The sequence below is a fragment of the Enterobacter cloacae complex sp. IR5450 genome, from assembly GCF_049238665.1.
Lineage (GTDB): Bacteria > Pseudomonadota > Gammaproteobacteria > Enterobacterales > Enterobacteriaceae > Enterobacter > Enterobacter hormaechei_C.
Genome location: NZ_JBMKIC010000004.1, coordinates 58,647 through 72,978, shown reverse-complemented (window position 1 = coordinate 72,978; position 14,332 = coordinate 58,647). Strand labels below are relative to the sequence as shown.

Genomic DNA, 14,332 nt, shown 5'->3' with positions numbered 1-14,332 from the left:
GGTGAGGGGTAAGGCTTTTACGTCCGAAATTCCTCTAACCGCCTGACCTGCCGCCCTTCCCCGTCAAAATTCTCCGCTGCCAGCCAGGCCCGCAGAGCCGCATCCTTTTCCGGCCATTCGCCGTCAATAATCGAAAGCATATCGCTGTCGCGGTTGCGGCCTTTACGCACCAGCTTCTGGCGCAGGCGCCCTTCCCAGACAAACCCCAGCCGCTCCGCCGCGTTGCGTGAGGCGATGTTCATCGAATCACACTTCCACTCCAGCCGGCGATATTGATGCTCAAAGGCATTTTTCAGCAGCAGCCACACCGCTTCGGTACCCACGCGGGTGCCCTTCATCCTGCGCGACCAGGTGACGTGGCCGATCTCAACCGAGCCCTGAAAGCGTTCTATCGCCATATAGCTGACCAGCCCTACCGCCTTTTCGGTGCGCAGATCGATAACGGCTAAGGGCACCAGGTCGTCATCCAGCACCTTTCCCAGCACCCAGTGCGCAGTGGCCTCAACGCTCACAGGCTGGGTGCTGGCAAGCCACGTCCAGTCGCTGTCGTCACCCAGCGCATAGGCTTCAAACAAATCAGCCGAATGGCGGTCAGCATCCAGCGGCTCCAGGCGGCAATACTGGCCGGTGAGCAGAGTACGGGTTAACGCGCGGGCGCATTTCCAGTCCGGGACAATATCGTTAACGGTTTGACCATGTTGATTGATTTCGGGCACGGCGGTGACTCCCTGAAAGGTAAGGAGTTTGTTATAGCAGGTTAAAAAGCGAACGAAAAGAGAGGTGACTCATAACCAGACCGAATGCGTTATTCCCGGATGGCATAAGCAAAGCAGAATTTCGACTTTGAGGAAATCCTCAGCCAGCCTACCGTAACGGTGCATAAAACAATCACAATATATTTTATTCAGGGATCGCTATGACTAAAAAACTGCTGCCGTTACTGGTGCTGGCTGCGCTCTCAAGCGCTGCTCACGCCGCTACCCCGCCCAACACGCTGGTTGTCGCCCAGGGTCTGGATGATATCGTGAGCCTTGACCCGGCCGAAGCCAACGAGCTTTCCAGCATCCAGACCGTTCCGAGCCTGTACCAGCGTCTGGTACAGCCGGACCGCGATAATCCGGAAAAAATCACGCCGGTTCTGGCAGAAAGCTGGGACGCGGACGCGGCAGCAAAAACCCTGACCATCAAGCTTAAACCCGATGCGAAATTCTCCTCCGGCAACCCGCTGCGCCCGGAAGACGTGATCTTCTCTTATACCCGCGCCGTGACGCTGAACAAATCCCCGGCGTTTATCCTCAACGTACTGGGCTGGGACGCCAGCAACATCGCCAGCCAGCTAAAGAAAGTGGACGACCATACCCTCACGCTTAACTGGACGGCCGACGTTAGCCCGTCGGTGGCGCTGAATATTCTCTCCACGCCGATTGCCTCCATCGTCGATGAAAAACAGGTTGCGGCGAACGTGAAGGATAACGACTTCGGCAACGCGTGGTTAAAAATGCACTCTGCGGGCAGCGGCGCGTTCAAAATGCGCGTTTACCAGCCGCATCAGGCCATCGTGCTGGAAGCCAACGAATCCGCGCCCGGCGGCGCGCCGAAGCTTAAAAGCATCATCATTAAAAACGTCCCCGATCCCGCTTCCCGCCGCCTGCTGATCCAGCAGGGTGATGCGGACGTGGCGCGCGATCTGGGTGCAGACCAGATAAGCGCCCTCAGCGGCAAGCCGGGCGTGAAGGTGCTTAGCATCCCTTCTGCCGAGCAAAACTATCTGGTGTTTAACACCGGCAACAGCGCTAACCCGCTGCTGAATAATCCAGCGTTCTGGGAAGCCTCGCGCTGGTTGGTGGATTATGAAGGCATCACCAAAGACCTGCTGAAAGGCCAGTATTTTGTTCATCAGAGCTTCCTGCCGGTCGGCCTGCCGGGCGCGCTGGAGGACAATCCGTTCACGTTTGACCCGGCAAAAGCAAAAGCGATCCTCGCCAAGGCGGGCATCAAAGACGCGCATTTCACGCTGGACATGGAGAATAAACCACCGTTCATCACCATCGCGCAATCCATGCAGGCGAGCTTTGCTCAGGGTGGCGTGAAGGTGGATCTGCTGCCCGCTGCGGGTAGCCAGGTGTACGCCCGCGTGCGCGCTAAGCAGCATCAGGCGGCGATTCGTCTGTGGATCCCGGATTACTTCGATGCGCACTCCAACGCCAGCGCCTTCGCGTGGAACGACGGGAAGTCCAGCACCGTGGCCGGTCTGAACGGCTGGAAAATCCCGGAGCTGAACAAGGCCACGCTGGCGGCGGTTGCCGAGCCGGATCCGGCGAAACGTCTGGATCTGTATAAGAAGATGCAGGAACAGTTACAGCATACCTCGCCGTACGTGTTCGTTGACCAGGGCAAAACTCAGATCGTGGTGCGCGATAACGTCAAGGGGTATCAGCAGGGGCTGAACGCGGATATGGTCTGGTACGATCGCGTTATGAAGTAGCTTTTCCCCCCTCTCCCTCTCCCGTGGGAGAGGGGGTCGTTCGTGCATATTTTCAGGATAACGAATTTCCCATGCCACATCTTTCCACCCGCATGCTTCAGGGTCTGCTGACTCTCCTGCTCACGCTGTTCGGGCTACTGCTGGTCACGTTTGCGCTCTCTGCCTTTTCCCCGGTCGATCGCGTATTGCAGATCGTCGGCGATCACGCCAGCCAATCCACTTACGATCAGGTACGCCACCAGCTTGGGCTGGATCGGCCCCTGCCGGTGCAGTTCTGGCACTACCTGCAAAACCTCGCTCACGGGGATTTAGGCACCGCCAGCGCTACCGGTCAGCCGGTATTGCAGGACCTGCTGCACGCCTTTCCCGCCACGCTGGAACTGGCAACGCTGGCGCTAATTATCGGCACAGTACTCGGCGTGATTGCGGGTGTGCTGTGCGCCCGCTACGCCGGTTCGCCACTGGACTTAGCGATCAGAACGCTCACCCTGCTCGGCAATTCGGTGCCGATATTCTGGCTCGGCCTGCTGATGCTGGCTATGTTCTACGCGAAACTACAGTGGAGCGCTGGCCCCGGCAGGCTGGACGACATCTGGCAATTCACCGTCGAGCCACGAACCGGATTTGCGCTGGTAGATACCTGGCTTTCCGGCGACCGCGAGGCGTTCCGCAACGCCATCAGCCACCTGGTGCTACCGGTGCTGCTGCTGGCCTACTACTCGCTGGCAAGTATCACCCGCCTGACGCGCTCCGCCTGTCTGAGCGAGATGAACAAAGAGTACATATTGCTCGCCCGCGCCAAGGGCGCCGGAGAGATGACCATCCTGCTGCGTCACGTGCTGCCGAACATTCGCAGCACCCTGCTGACGGTGATTGCGCTGGCCTACACAAGCATGCTGGAGGGCGCGGTATTAACCGAAACCGTCTTCTCGTGGCCGGGCATCGGGCGCTACCTCACCACGGCCCTGTTCGCCGGTGACACCACCGCCGTGATGGGCGGCACGCTGCTGATTGGCGTCTGCTTTGTTCTGATCAATAACCTTACCGACCTGCTTGTGCGGGCGACCGATCCCAGGGTGCGCTAATGCCGTTTTATCTCTTCTTACGCCGCCTGCGCCGCTCCCCTGCCGCGTTTTGCGGGCTGATCGCCATCGCGCTGCTGGTGCTTATTGCCCTGTTCGCGCCGTGGCTTGCGCCGCAGGATCCCAACTGGCAGGACGCCGCCGCGCGTCTGCAACCGCCCAACGCGCAGCACTGGCTGGGTACTGACAGCTATGGGCGGGATCTGCTCTCCCGATTAATCTACGGCACCCGTCCGGCACTGGGGCTGGTGGCCTTAGTCACCGTTATTACCCTCCCCGCCGGTCTGCTGGTGGGGATTTTGTCAGGCTACTACGGCGGCTGGATGGAGCGCATCCTGATGCGCTTTACCGACGTGGTGATGTCGATGCCGCGCCTGATCCTCGCCTTCGCGTTTGTCGCGATGCTCGGCCCCGGTCTGGTGAACGGCGCGCTGGCGCTGGCCTTAACGACCTGGCCTGCCTATGCGCGCCAGGCGCGCAGTGAAATCCAGCGTCTGCGCCACAGCGATTATCTGGCCGCCGCGGAGATGATGGGCATTCGCGGCCCGCGCCTGCTGGTCGGCCATATTCTGCCCCTGTGCCTGCCCTCCGCGATTGTGCGACTGGCGCTGGATCTGGCCGGGATTATTCTGGCCGCTGCCGGGCTGGGCTTCCTTGGTCTGGGCGCGCGTCCACCGATGGCGGAATGGGGCGCGATGATTGCCGACGGCATGCAGGTCATTTTTGACCAGTGGTGGATTGCCGCCATTCCAGGCGGGGCGATTCTGTTTGCCAGCCTGGCCTTTAACCTGCTGGGCGATGGCCTGCGCGACGTACTGGAGCCACAGCATGACTGAACACCGCGTCATCGTCGATGCGCTGAATATCGACTACCCCGCCGCGCGCGTGGTCAACAACCTGAGCTTTACGTTGGGCAAAGAGCGGCTGGCGCTGGTGGGAGAATCCGGCTCCGGCAAGTCCATGTCTGCCCGCGCCCTGATGGGGCTGGTGCGCAAGCCCGGCATCGTGAGCGCTAAGCGGCTTAACGTGCTTGGCAACGACCTGCTGACCCTGAACAGCCGCCGCTGGCAGGCGCTGCGCGGCAACGGCATTGCGATGGTTCTACAGGACCCGCGCTACGCGCTAAACCCGGTGAAAACCGTCGCCGCCCAGCTTGATGAGGCGCTGACCCTCCATCAGCGCCTGCCCCGCGCCGAACGACTGGCGCGCATTCACGATATCATCCGCGCCGTGGGGCTGAACGAGCACGTGCTCCAGCGCTATCCCGGCGAACTTTCCGGCGGCATGGGCCAGCGCGTGATGATCGCCATTGCGCTCGTCAACAACCCGCAGGTGCTGATCGCCGACGAACCGACTTCCGCGCTGGACGCACGCCTGCGCAACCAGATCCTGAAGCTGCTGGTACAGCAGTGCGAGGCGCGGCAGATGGCGATGCTGTTAATCAGCCACGACTTGCCGCTCGTCGCGGAACACTGCGACCGCGTGCTGGTGATGTATCAGGGTGAGAACGTTGATGAAATGGCGGCGAGCCAGTTGCCGCAGGCAACCCATCCCTACACGCGCACGCTCTGGACCTGCCGCCCGAACGCCGGGACGTTTGGCAAGATGCTGCCGACGCTCGACCGTTCGCAACCGTGGAAGGAGGACGACAATGGCACTCGTTGAGGTTAACCAGCTCCGGGTGAGTTTTGGTGAAAAAACGGCGGTTTCCGCCGCCAGTTTTGCCATCGAAAAAGGTGAAACCTTCAGCCTGATCGGTGAATCCGGCTGCGGCAAATCGACTCTTCTGCGCGTGCTGGCGGGGCTGCTGCGCGAGTGGAATGGCCACATTTCCGTCCTCGGGGAAAATTTACGGCCAGGACGACGTTTTGAAGGCGCGCTTCGCCGCAACGTGCAGATGGTGTTCCAGGATCCGTGGGCGTCTTTGCACCCGAACCACACCATTGCCCGCACCCTGTCGGAGCCGTTAAACATCCACGGCGAAAGCCAGGTTGCCGAAAAAGTGGCGGATGCGCTGCAACAGGTAGGTCTGGCTGCCGATGCGGGCAGGCGTTACCCGCATCAGCTTTCCGGCGGACAGCGTCAGCGCGTGGCCATTGCCCGCGCGCTGCTGCTGCGCCCGCAGCTTCTGCTGCTGGATGAACCGACCTCGGCGCTGGATATGTCGGTACAGGCGGAGATCCTGAACCTGCTCAACCGCCTGAAGGCGCAGCACGGCATGACCTACCTGCTGGTGAGCCACGATGCGGACGTGATTGCGCATATGTCCGACCGGGCGGCATTTATGGCGCACGGGGAGATCCAGCGGGTATTTGAACGTGAAGCAATGTTGCGGGGCGAGCACAGGATGGGGTAAACCGTGCGGCGGCGAGTGCCGCACGCATTTCGTAGGCCGGGTAAGGCGTAACCGCCACCCGGCAAAACGTTACTTCAGCAGCTTCACCGTGGCGTCGATGTCGATCTCATCTTCAGTGAAGATCAGCGTCGTGTTCTGGAAGGTAGTGATCGCCAGCTTCTTCACCGTGCGCATTTCGCCCGGCTTTTTCTCGGATTTTGGTTTGATGCTGTTCATCAGCAGCCCCACCGACAGCACCGCGTTCTCTTTGTCGATTTTAGTATCAACGGGCTCTTCTTCGCTGAACACCACGAAGGATTTAATTGAGGTGAGCTTCACGCGCTCGCCTGCAATATAGAGGTGCTTACTTTCGGGGATCACCTTCACCGCATACGCGGAAAGGCCTTTGCTGTTGGTGGTTGGCTCGAAGGTCACCGCCGCATCTTTCTTAATCAGATCAGGGTTGGCGACCTTAATCACATGAAAGTAGCGGTTGTCGCCGTTTTCATCTTTGATAAATCCAAAGCCTTTATCTTTAAACCACGTTGTGATTGTACCGTTCATCGCTGTTACCGCCTGTCAGATCTCAAGACTAAAGTTTTGCAGCGCGCAGTGTAATGCACAATGGCTGACGAGACAAAAAAAAGCCCCTGCACGGGAGCAGGGGAAAGTTCATGTCAGAGCTTTTTAGTATTGTGTATTTAGTTGAACACCATCCCACCATCAATCAGCAGCGACTGACCAGTCATGTAGTCGGAATCCGGCCCGGCGAGGTAAGAGACGCAGGCGGCCACGTCTTCCGGCTCGGACAAACGGCCAAGCGTGATGCGTTTGGCAAAGGTTTCCGTCCCGTAGCCAAGCGGTTTACCCGCCGCCTCGGAGACCTGACGGTCGATTTCCGCCCACATCGGCGTTTTGACGATGCCCGGGCAATAGGCGTTAACGGTGATCCCCAGCGGCGCGAGATCCCGCGCGGCGGTCTGGGTTAAGCCACGCACCGCGAACTTGCTGGAGCTGTAGACCGCCAGTTCCGGGTTGCCGGTATGGCCCGCCTGGGAGCAGGCGTTGATGATTTTGCCGCCGTGCCCCTCTTTGCGGAAGGCGTCAATTGCGGCCTGAATGCCCCAGATCACCCCTTTCACGTTGATGTTGTAGACCTTGTCGACAATCTCCGGCGTGATGGATTCGATGGGCGTGGACGGCGCCACCCCGGCGTTATTGACGATGACGTTAAAACCGCCCAGCGCGGTGCGGGCTTTTTCCACCGCCGCGAACACCTGCTCGCGGTCAGAGACGTCCACCTTCACGGCGACGGCCTTCCCGCCGTTGCGGGTGATCTCATCCGCGACCGCTTTCGCCGTCTCCTCGTTATAATCCGCAATAGCAACGGCAAAACCATCCTTCACCAGGCGAAGCGCGATCGCTTTGCCAATCCCCTGGCCTGAGCCGGTTACGAGAGCCACTTTTTGCATTTCTCTGTCCTTATATTGATTCACAAAATCTGGCTGAGATGGAGCTGGCCCATCAGCAGCGGGTTATCGCTGTAGTCGACGGGAATGGCCACCACGGCCGGGCCATCGACATCCATTGCCGCACGCAGCGTCGGTTCGAGCGCGTCGGCGCTCTCGACGGCAAAGCCTTTCGCACCGAACGCGTCGGCATAGGCTTTGAAATCGACCGGGCCGAACTCCACGCCGGAGAGACGCTGATATTTTTTCTCCTCCTGGATGGCCACCATGTTGTAGGCGTTATCCACCCAGATGATGTGCAGAATATTGGCGTTGAGGCGTACGGCGGTTTCTAGCTCCATGCTCGACTGCAAAAAGCCGCCGTCCCCGGAGACCGACACCACCTTGCGCCCCGGGTTGACCAGCCACGCGCCAATCGCCCACGGCAGCGCCACGCCCATGGTCTGCTGACCGTTGGAGATCATTACCTGACGCGCGCGGAAGCTGTAGAGGTAGCGGGCGATCCAGATGTGGAAGCTGCCCATATCGACGGTAAGCGTCACGTCGTTGTTCACGATGTCCTGCATGGCGCGCACGATGCGCAGCGGATGCAGGGCAAACTGGTTTAGCGATGCGCCGCGACGGTCGAGGAGGTCCCGCTGATGCTGGCGATCGACAAGAATTTCCGAGGCGCGCTGGCTGAGTTCAAGCTTGTGCTCGATTCGGCTGGCAAGCAGATTCAGCGTGGCGGCAATATCCCCAACCAGTTCCAGATCGGGAACATACTTGCGCTCCTCATAGGCGGGCAGCACGTCAATGTGCACCAGGGTGGCGTCGCCGCTGTTCCACATGGACGGCTCGTATTCCACCGGGCTGTAACCGATACAGATGATCAGATCCGCCAGATGCAGGAGCCGATCGCCCGCCTGGTTGTTAAACAGACCGACGCGTCCGGCGAAGCGGGTGAAGTGTTCCTGATTCACCGCCCCGGCGGCCTGATAGGTGCTGGTGACCGGAATACGGCTTCTCTCCAGCAGTTTATGCAGCGCGGCGCTGTTGGCGGGCTGGCTGGCCATCAGGCCGAGTAAGATGACCGGGTTTTTGGCCTTCGCGATAAGCTTCGCCACCTCGTTGATGGCGGATTCCGGTGCTGGCCCCATCAGCGCGGGACCGCTGGCGGGCAAAATCGCCCCCGTGGTGGGCTGGTCGACAATATCCTGCGGCAGGCTGACAAACGCCCCGCCCGGCCTGCCCTGCTCGGCAGCGCGAAACGCGTTCGACACCACCTCGGCAATCGCGTCAGGCGAATTGACCTCCACGGCGTATTTGGTCACCGGGCTGAACATGGCGACGGTATCCATGCTCTGGTGCACCAGCTTCGCTTTATCTGCCCGCTTCACCGCCCCGCCCAGCGCGACCACCGGGTCTCCTTCGCTGTTGGCGGTGGCGATGCCGGTGATCAGGTTGGAGCAGCCCGGCCCGGATGTGACCAGCGCGACCCCGGCCTTGCCGGTTAGCCGCCCTACCGCTGCCGCCATAAACGCCGCGTTCGCCTCGTGACGCACCGGGATAATCTCGATGGAGGAGTCCAGCAGGGAGTCAAAGACCTTGTCGATTTTTGCGCCCGGTATGCCGAACACCTGCTTCACACCCTGCGCTTCCAGCTGGCCGACAACCATATCGGCACCGTGCGCCCACTGACGTGACTGTTTCTCACTGTTCACGGTAGTTCTCCTGTTAGTTTTCGACGGCGCGGATAGCCGCATCAAGGTTGCTGGGGTGCAGATTGGCCTGTAAAAACGCGCTGTCGGCGGGCAGGTCAATCATCAGCTTGTGGATTTCGCCGAAGGTGAGCACGCCGTTCTCCAGCTGATAGTCGAGCAGGTGGCCCCCGCCCTGACGGTCGTCGGTGATAAAGTGTTCGTGATAGCCCGCCACGTTAATGCCCTGCATATGCTGCGGGGTGCGGAACCCGACCAGCACGCCCTCGCGCTGGTTAAAGCGGAACACCGGCTGGTCATCCAGCACGTCGGTCATCGCCCGGTACGGCGGTGTCTGGCGCGGTACGGTGCGGGTGTGCGCGTGGCGGAAATTGCCGTCGATGCGCAGCGCGCAGAACAGGTTATCGGAGGGGATTTGCTTGTCGATCACGTCGTGGATCTGCTGACGGCTGACCGGCCCGTCGAAGGCTTTGCGGTACTGCGGCTGGAACCAGGTCATCACCGCGAACGGCGTTTTTTGCTCCGGCTTCGCGGCGCGGGCGCTGCCGTCGGCGCGCAGCTGGTACACCTGGCTGCTGAAGGCAATCATTTCACCGTCCAGCTCGTTAAAGGTACCGAGACCAAAATCGCCGTGCGCCAGCAGGTCGGCGATGGTGGTCTCCCCTTCGTAGACGCCGCTTAGCAGGGCGCTCATTAGCGATGTCTGATAGATCACGCTGTCAGGATGCTGAGCCGAGAATCCGCGCAGGGTCTCGCATAAGCTCGCCTCACAGTCGCATGCAGATGAATGCATCATCATGCCCGTCCTCTTCAACTTTATTTATAAAGGTTAAATAAATGTTGACCCGATTCAGCAGAGAGTTCCAATATGGAATCCATGCTGGTTTGAGACGTTTTTGATATGGAACTTCGTTATCTGCGCTATTTTGTCGCGGTAGCACGCGAGCGACACTTCACCAGGGCGGCCAAAGCGCTGGGTATTTCACAGCCTCCTCTGAGTCAGCAGATCAAACGGCTCGAAGAGGAAGTGGGCACGCCGCTGTTCAGGCGCCTGACGCGGGGCGTGGAGCTGACCGAGGCGGGAGAAGCCTTCTATGAGGACGCCTGTAAGATCCTGGCGCTGAGCGACGCCGCGCTGGAGAAAGCCCGGGGCATCGCGCGCGGGCTGAACGGCAGCCTGTCGATTGGCATCACCAGTTCAGATGCTTTTCATCCCAAAATCTTCGCCCTGATACGTCAGTTTCAGGTGCAGAACATGGCGGTGCAGGTTCACCAGGTGGAAGCCAATATGTCGTCGCTGACGACGATGCTGGCGGAGGGTGAGCTGGATATCGCCTTTGTGCGCCTGCCGTGCGAAAGCAGTAAGGTGTTCGAATTAAAAATCCTCGATCGGGAGCCGATGGTGGTGGCGCTGCATCGCGATCATCCCCTGGCGGCGTGTGGCGATCTGGCGCTGGAGGAGCTGCGGGATACGCCGGTGGTGCTGTTTCCCCAGGAGGTCGCGCCGGGGCTGTATGACCGCGTTTACGGCAGCTGCGAGCGGGCCGGGATCGATATGCAACACACGCTGCAATCTTCACAACTTTCCTCTTCCCTGAGCATGGTCTCCGCGGGCGGCGGGTTCGCGCTGGTGCCGAAATCCATGGCCGCTATTTCTCCGCCGAATGTCACCTACCATGCGCTGCGCTCACCAGAGCTTTATACCGATATCGCACTCTGCTGGCGGCGATTTGAGCGTTCGCGGACGGTGAAGCGGTTTCTGGCGATGATGAGCGAGGGGTGACGGCAGCGCGGCGGTGCCCGGCGGCGCTGCGCTTGCGCGGGCCTACGGTTCGTGTCGCTGTTGGGGCTTTGGATTTTGTAGGCCGGGTCAGGCGTAGCCGCCACCCGGCAATGCCGTTCTGGAAGCCGCCTCGCAAACCTGCAAGCAACCTTATGTAATTCAGGGGTATCCCTTTTCATCCTTTCTTCGCGGTTTTAAAGTGCCTGCGTTGCGGCACATCCGCAGCCGGGCGTAGGAACCCGTTAGCATAACATGACATTTTTTGGACAACGAGGATGCTAAATGGCGACTACCCCTGGATTTTCATACGTACACGCTGAAGAAAGCGCTGTTAATCACCTTCTTCACCTGCAACTTCCCGATTCTGCGGATCTCTTTGAACTAACCGACACCTGTGCGGCGTACGTGAGCGTACTGGTGGAAACGGACGATGCGGTGACATTTGCCACGCTCTGTAAGCAACTGCTGGCAGCGCTGAAGCGGCTGCGGGAATGCTGCGATGCCGAACTGCCTTCGCATCTGGTTGAACAGCTGATCGCAGGGGAAAAGATCGCCTCCTGCGTACCGGACTGCTGGCAGGATACGGCGTTGCAGGTGGACTATGCCGTGGCGTTAACGCTGGCGGTAATGGGCGGGACATTGCCTGCGAGCGTAGCGAAAGAACTCACCGGGCTGCTGCATGATATGGTCTGGCTGCTGGCGTATTTTGTGAAGGAGCCTTATATAACGGCGCACTGAGGCGGGTGATGGGAGGCCGGAATACTGCTGGGTGATAAGCGGGATTTCGGCCTTTAGAAATGCAATATTTCATTGTGAATGATTTGTTGATAATGAGAAGCAGAACTCTCTCTTATAACTCTAAGCTTGTTAATTTTACTTGTAGCGCCGCTATTTCTTGATTAATAACATTAAATCCCTCATCGATAGCACATCTAAGCTCTGCATCAATATTTTTTATTCCTTGTGCATAATCCACCATCACTTCAATTTTTGCAGCATGCAATCTTTCATACATATCTTTATCTTTATCTTTATTATTATCAGCCATATCAAATAGAATTTTTTCGTAATCTACGACAAGCTGATTATTTCCTTTGAAGGACTGTATTAATGAGCGAGCATATGTGTAAATGTTAATTATTGAATCTCTTGCTTCATCATTCAGTTTTGCAATGATCTTTGCGTTTTGCTCGTAAAACGTAAAATTATCATCACCAACAGGGAAGTTAATAGGCAGTATTTTTCCCGGCCCAATGTTATCAATATGATTTTGCATTCTTTTATTATACAAAGTAATCAAAGTAAAAATCTCTCCTTTTATTCCTTTTAATACAGACAACTGCAACTCAAGGGAGTTCTTTTCAGCCTCTGCGCGAGTAATCTTTGCCTCGCGATCAACACCTCTAAGAGTAAACCAGCCTCCAACAACCGCGCCCATTAAAGCGATAATAAACGATGATAACCATTGAGGAAGGCTATTTAAAAAATCGCTAATCACGTTCAAAAAAGACATTATGGTTCATTCCTTAGTCTGTTTACGGTAAAATGGACATAATTATACATCAAAATCAATCTATAATTGAACTTAACTTTTTAAGTCTGTTGTAATAATGATAATAAAAGAAATTGAGCTCATCAGTTAATTCTACTACCAATCCACGATGTTTAAAGGACGCTTTTGGCATAAGCGACGTAACTATCATGGTATCTATCGTTAGCAAAAGAATAATCCACTACACTTTTTTTCAGCAAACAAATCCTGAATACGCTACGCAAATCACACAAATACTTCAGGCCAAGATACTTCTGGCACTTTAATGGCATACCACTCTAACTTAAAGTGCTCGCACTCAATGCAAAGCTCAATTGTCACGATCATGTAGAAACTGCATTTTCATCGAAGTTTCCGCATTGTCAACTCACCAACCACTATCTATAATGTTTCCATCTTGGCAACAAGGGGCAAGGATGCACATAGTCTCAAGAGCGCCTTTCGACACAGCGGCCAGACATTATCCCAATCAAGCACAAGCCCTGGACGATCTTTACCGGGTACTAAAAAAGGAACACTACCCCTCACCAGACGAGATGCGAAAGCGCTTTCCCAGCCTGGACCGGATGAAATACCGGGAAAAATGGTGGGTCATTGATGTGGGTGGCGGGCATCTAAGAGTAATGTTTTTTGCTGATTTTGAGCGGGGAAAGTTCTTCATCAAACACATCAGCACGCACGCAGAGTATGACAAGCTCACGGACTACTATCGGAGAACGAAAGAATGAATTATGCAGCAGCCATCAAAGCGGCAAACGCTCTGACAAACGAACTCCCTTTCCTGGGTTCAAGCCCGTCGCGGCAAGACTACGAGGATGCGCTGGCGCTGGTGGAGTATCTTATCGAGCACGACCCGGATAACCCGCTGGTAGAGATGCTTACTGCCAAAATCGATAAGTACGAAAACGAGTCCCCGGAGTTTGCAGAATTTAACGCGCGTATTGCCAGTATTCCGTCAGGCGTTGCGTTACTGCGAACGCTAATGGATCAGTACCAGCTCACTCAGAGCGACTTCGAGAACGAGATTGGTAAGAAGTCTCTGGTAAGTCGGATCCTGAACGGACAGCGCACGTTAACGCTGGATCATATGCGGGCGCTGGCGAAGCGTTTTGGTTTGCCGGTGAGCGCATTTGTGGGGAATTGATGCGAAAGCAGGCTCTATGTACCCAATCTGCGTTCTATTTGATTGATTAGCGATTAAAAATCTTAACAAACCAATCGCCCATATTTGCAAACCACGGTGAAATACTTCGGCTTTCATAATCCGCATCAACAAAAAAGTATCTATTTCATATCCCTGTTGCGCCAACATTGACGGCCTTTTTTATAAACGTTAACGTCCCGTCTGTTCATTAACCGACTGTAATAGAAGAATTTATCAGGATTTTCTTAAAAGGAGTTTAAGCAAATGTCTATAACCGTTTATGTATGGTGCAAAAACGATGTCGGCGAGCGGGGAATAATGCGATGAAATACCCAATCGTCCTGCTGCTTTGTGCGCTCACTGTCCCAGCCATTGCAGCCAGCACTGACTGGCCATCAGCACTTCATGGAATCGCCTCAGGTGACACACACTGGATTGAGCAAGCCCCAACGCTGGCTGCCACGGCTGACGCCAGGCAGGCGCAACTGCTGGAGGATGCTTTGGCCGCAGCGCTCACAACAAACACCAGCGCCACACTGAAAGCGCTCCAGACCATTGACGCGGGAAAGTGGCCGCACATGGTTGGCAGCGATATCGTCTGCACGCCGCCTCTAGAGAAATCCCCCGCCGAAGTCGACGCGTTCTATCAGCGCACCCGCCGGGCGCTGCTGGATACGGTTGAGGGTGCTCAGTGCCTCTGGATCCTGGAAGCAACAATGGAAGAGCTAAACGCTGAGAAAACCCGTCAGGGTAAGTAAGAGAGTTACCCGGCGCACAACGGC

16 protein-coding genes are annotated in these 14,332 nt (G+C 57.0%); 10 read left to right on the top strand and 6 right to left on the bottom strand.

The window, feature by feature from the left end; genetic code table 11:
* Positions 1–17: 17 nt before the first annotated feature.
* Positions 18–716, bottom strand: coding sequence for a GNAT family N-acetyltransferase (locus ACOTYB_RS05435; protein ID WP_421765767.1), 699 nt, complete (start codon positions 714–716; stop codon positions 18–20).
* A 200-nt stretch (positions 717–916) separates the two neighbouring features.
* Here ACOTYB_RS05435 and ACOTYB_RS05430 point away from each other — a divergent pair, with 200 nt between their 5' ends.
* The 5 genes from ACOTYB_RS05430 (at position 917) to ACOTYB_RS05410 (ending at position 5,923) form a co-directional block, all read left to right on the top strand.
* A complete protein-coding gene (locus ACOTYB_RS05430; RefSeq protein WP_220316767.1) occupies positions 917–2,485 on the top strand; it encodes an ABC transporter substrate-binding protein in 1,569 nt (522 codons plus the stop codon).
* 71 nt (positions 2,486–2,556) lie between these two features.
* Complete coding sequence (locus ACOTYB_RS05425; RefSeq protein WP_058658483.1) at positions 2,557–3,570, top strand: ABC transporter permease; 1,014 nt, start codon at positions 2,557–2,559, stop codon at positions 3,568–3,570.
* The gene (locus ACOTYB_RS05420; RefSeq protein WP_003858839.1) at positions 3,570–4,403 is read left to right on the top strand and encodes an ABC transporter permease; all 834 of its coding nucleotides are present in this window, start codon (positions 3,570–3,572) and stop codon (positions 4,401–4,403) included. Before ACOTYB_RS05425 ends, ACOTYB_RS05420 begins: the two co-directional genes overlap by 1 nt.
* Entirely contained in the window at positions 4,396–5,232 is an 837-nt protein-coding gene (locus tag ACOTYB_RS05415; protein WP_220153637.1) for an ABC transporter ATP-binding protein, read from the top strand. The genes ACOTYB_RS05420 and ACOTYB_RS05415 overlap by 8 nt, the downstream gene beginning before the upstream one ends.
* A complete protein-coding gene (locus ACOTYB_RS05410) occupies positions 5,219–5,923 on the top strand; it encodes an ABC transporter ATP-binding protein (RefSeq protein ID WP_116290478.1) in 705 nt (234 codons plus the stop codon). The genes ACOTYB_RS05415 and ACOTYB_RS05410 overlap by 14 nt, the downstream gene beginning before the upstream one ends.
* A gap of 69 nt (positions 5,924–5,992) precedes the next feature.
* Here ACOTYB_RS05410 and ACOTYB_RS05405 read toward each other — a convergent pair whose 3' ends face one another.
* The 4 genes from ACOTYB_RS05405 to budA form a co-directional block, all read right to left on the bottom strand.
* Positions 5,993–6,466, bottom strand: a complete 474-nt coding sequence (locus ACOTYB_RS05405; RefSeq protein ID WP_003858845.1) for a cold-shock protein — start codon at positions 6,464–6,466, stop codon at positions 5,993–5,995.
* Positions 6,467–6,603: 137 nt separating this feature from the next.
* Complete coding sequence (locus ACOTYB_RS05400; protein WP_003858846.1) at positions 6,604–7,374, bottom strand: (S)-acetoin forming diacetyl reductase; 771 nt, start codon at positions 7,372–7,374, stop codon at positions 6,604–6,606.
* A gap of 20 nt (positions 7,375–7,394) precedes the next feature.
* The gene (gene alsS, locus ACOTYB_RS05395) at positions 7,395–9,116 is read right to left on the bottom strand and encodes an acetolactate synthase AlsS (protein WP_258319356.1); all 1,722 of its coding nucleotides are present in this window, start codon (positions 9,114–9,116) and stop codon (positions 7,395–7,397) included.
* Positions 9,088–9,867: an acetolactate decarboxylase gene (budA, locus tag ACOTYB_RS05390; protein ID WP_026094386.1), complete on the bottom strand. Its 780-nt coding sequence runs from the start codon at positions 9,865–9,867 to the stop codon at positions 9,088–9,090. Before budA ends, alsS begins: the two co-directional genes overlap by 29 nt.
* Before the next feature lie 105 nt (positions 9,868–9,972).
* Between budA and ACOTYB_RS05385 the strand changes: the two genes are divergently transcribed.
* Positions 9,973–10,854, top strand: a complete 882-nt coding sequence (locus ACOTYB_RS05385; protein ID WP_022650550.1) for a LysR family transcriptional regulator — start codon at positions 9,973–9,975, stop codon at positions 10,852–10,854.
* Between the two features lie 282 nt (positions 10,855–11,136).
* Positions 11,137–11,592 carry a hypothetical protein gene (locus ACOTYB_RS05380; protein WP_220153636.1) on the top strand — a complete coding sequence of 152 codons (456 nt, stop codon included), beginning with the start codon at positions 11,137–11,139 and terminating at the stop codon, positions 11,590–11,592.
* 112 nt (positions 11,593–11,704) lie between these two features.
* Here the strand turns inward: ACOTYB_RS05380 and ACOTYB_RS05375 are convergent, their stop codons facing one another.
* Positions 11,705–12,367, bottom strand: coding sequence for a hypothetical protein (locus ACOTYB_RS05375; protein ID WP_409248769.1), 663 nt, complete (start codon positions 12,365–12,367; stop codon positions 11,705–11,707).
* 455 nt (positions 12,368–12,822) lie between these two features.
* Between ACOTYB_RS05375 and ACOTYB_RS05370 the strand changes: the two genes are divergently transcribed.
* The 3 genes from ACOTYB_RS05370 to ACOTYB_RS05360 all read left to right on the top strand — a co-directional run bounded on the left by ACOTYB_RS05370 (position 12,823) and on the right by ACOTYB_RS05360 (position 14,308).
* Positions 12,823–13,134: a type II toxin-antitoxin system HigB family toxin gene (locus ACOTYB_RS05370; protein ID WP_022650547.1), complete on the top strand. Its 312-nt coding sequence runs from the start codon at positions 12,823–12,825 to the stop codon at positions 13,132–13,134.
* Positions 13,131–13,550, top strand: coding sequence for a helix-turn-helix domain-containing protein (locus ACOTYB_RS05365; protein WP_022650546.1), 420 nt, complete (start codon positions 13,131–13,133; stop codon positions 13,548–13,550). Before ACOTYB_RS05370 ends, ACOTYB_RS05365 begins: the two co-directional genes overlap by 4 nt.
* A 323-nt stretch (positions 13,551–13,873) precedes the next feature.
* On the top strand, positions 13,874–14,308 hold the full coding sequence (locus tag ACOTYB_RS05360) for a hypothetical protein (protein ID WP_045342299.1): 435 nt from the start codon (positions 13,874–13,876) through the stop codon (positions 14,306–14,308).
* Positions 14,309–14,332 lie beyond the last annotated feature (24 nt).

Coding starts and splice junctions, on each gene's coding strand:
- ACOTYB_RS05430 (WP_220316767.1), top strand. CDS start 917: ATGACTAAAAAACTGCTGCCGTTACTGGTGCTGGCTGCGCTCTCAAGC.
- ACOTYB_RS05425 (WP_058658483.1), top strand. CDS start 2,557: ATGCCACATCTTTCCACCCGCATGCTTCAGGGTCTGCTGACTCTCCTG.
- ACOTYB_RS05420 (WP_003858839.1), top strand. CDS start 3,570: ATGCCGTTTTATCTCTTCTTACGCCGCCTGCGCCGCTCCCCTGCCGCG.
- ACOTYB_RS05415 (WP_220153637.1), top strand. CDS start 4,396: ATGACTGAACACCGCGTCATCGTCGATGCGCTGAATATCGACTACCCC.
- ACOTYB_RS05410 (WP_116290478.1), top strand. CDS start 5,219: ATGGCACTCGTTGAGGTTAACCAGCTCCGGGTGAGTTTTGGTGAAAAA.
- ACOTYB_RS05405 (WP_003858845.1), bottom strand. CDS start 6,466: ATGAACGGTACAATCACAACGTGGTTTAAAGATAAAGGCTTTGGATTT.
- ACOTYB_RS05400 (WP_003858846.1), bottom strand. CDS start 7,374: ATGCAAAAAGTGGCTCTCGTAACCGGCTCAGGCCAGGGGATTGGCAAA.
- alsS (WP_258319356.1), bottom strand. CDS start 9,116: ATGCGGCTATCCGCGCCGTCGAAAACTAACAGGAGAACTACCGTGAAC.
- budA (WP_026094386.1), bottom strand. CDS start 9,867: ATGATGCATTCATCTGCATGCGACTGTGAGGCGAGCTTATGCGAGACC.
- ACOTYB_RS05385 (WP_022650550.1), top strand. CDS start 9,973: ATGGAACTTCGTTATCTGCGCTATTTTGTCGCGGTAGCACGCGAGCGA.
- ACOTYB_RS05380 (WP_220153636.1), top strand. CDS start 11,137: ATGGCGACTACCCCTGGATTTTCATACGTACACGCTGAAGAAAGCGCT.
- ACOTYB_RS05375 (WP_409248769.1), bottom strand. CDS start 12,367: ATGTCTTTTTTGAACGTGATTAGCGATTTTTTAAATAGCCTTCCTCAA.
- ACOTYB_RS05370 (WP_022650547.1), top strand. CDS start 12,823: ATGCACATAGTCTCAAGAGCGCCTTTCGACACAGCGGCCAGACATTAT.
- ACOTYB_RS05365 (WP_022650546.1), top strand. CDS start 13,131: ATGAATTATGCAGCAGCCATCAAAGCGGCAAACGCTCTGACAAACGAA.
- ACOTYB_RS05360 (WP_045342299.1), top strand. CDS start 13,874: ATGAAATACCCAATCGTCCTGCTGCTTTGTGCGCTCACTGTCCCAGCC.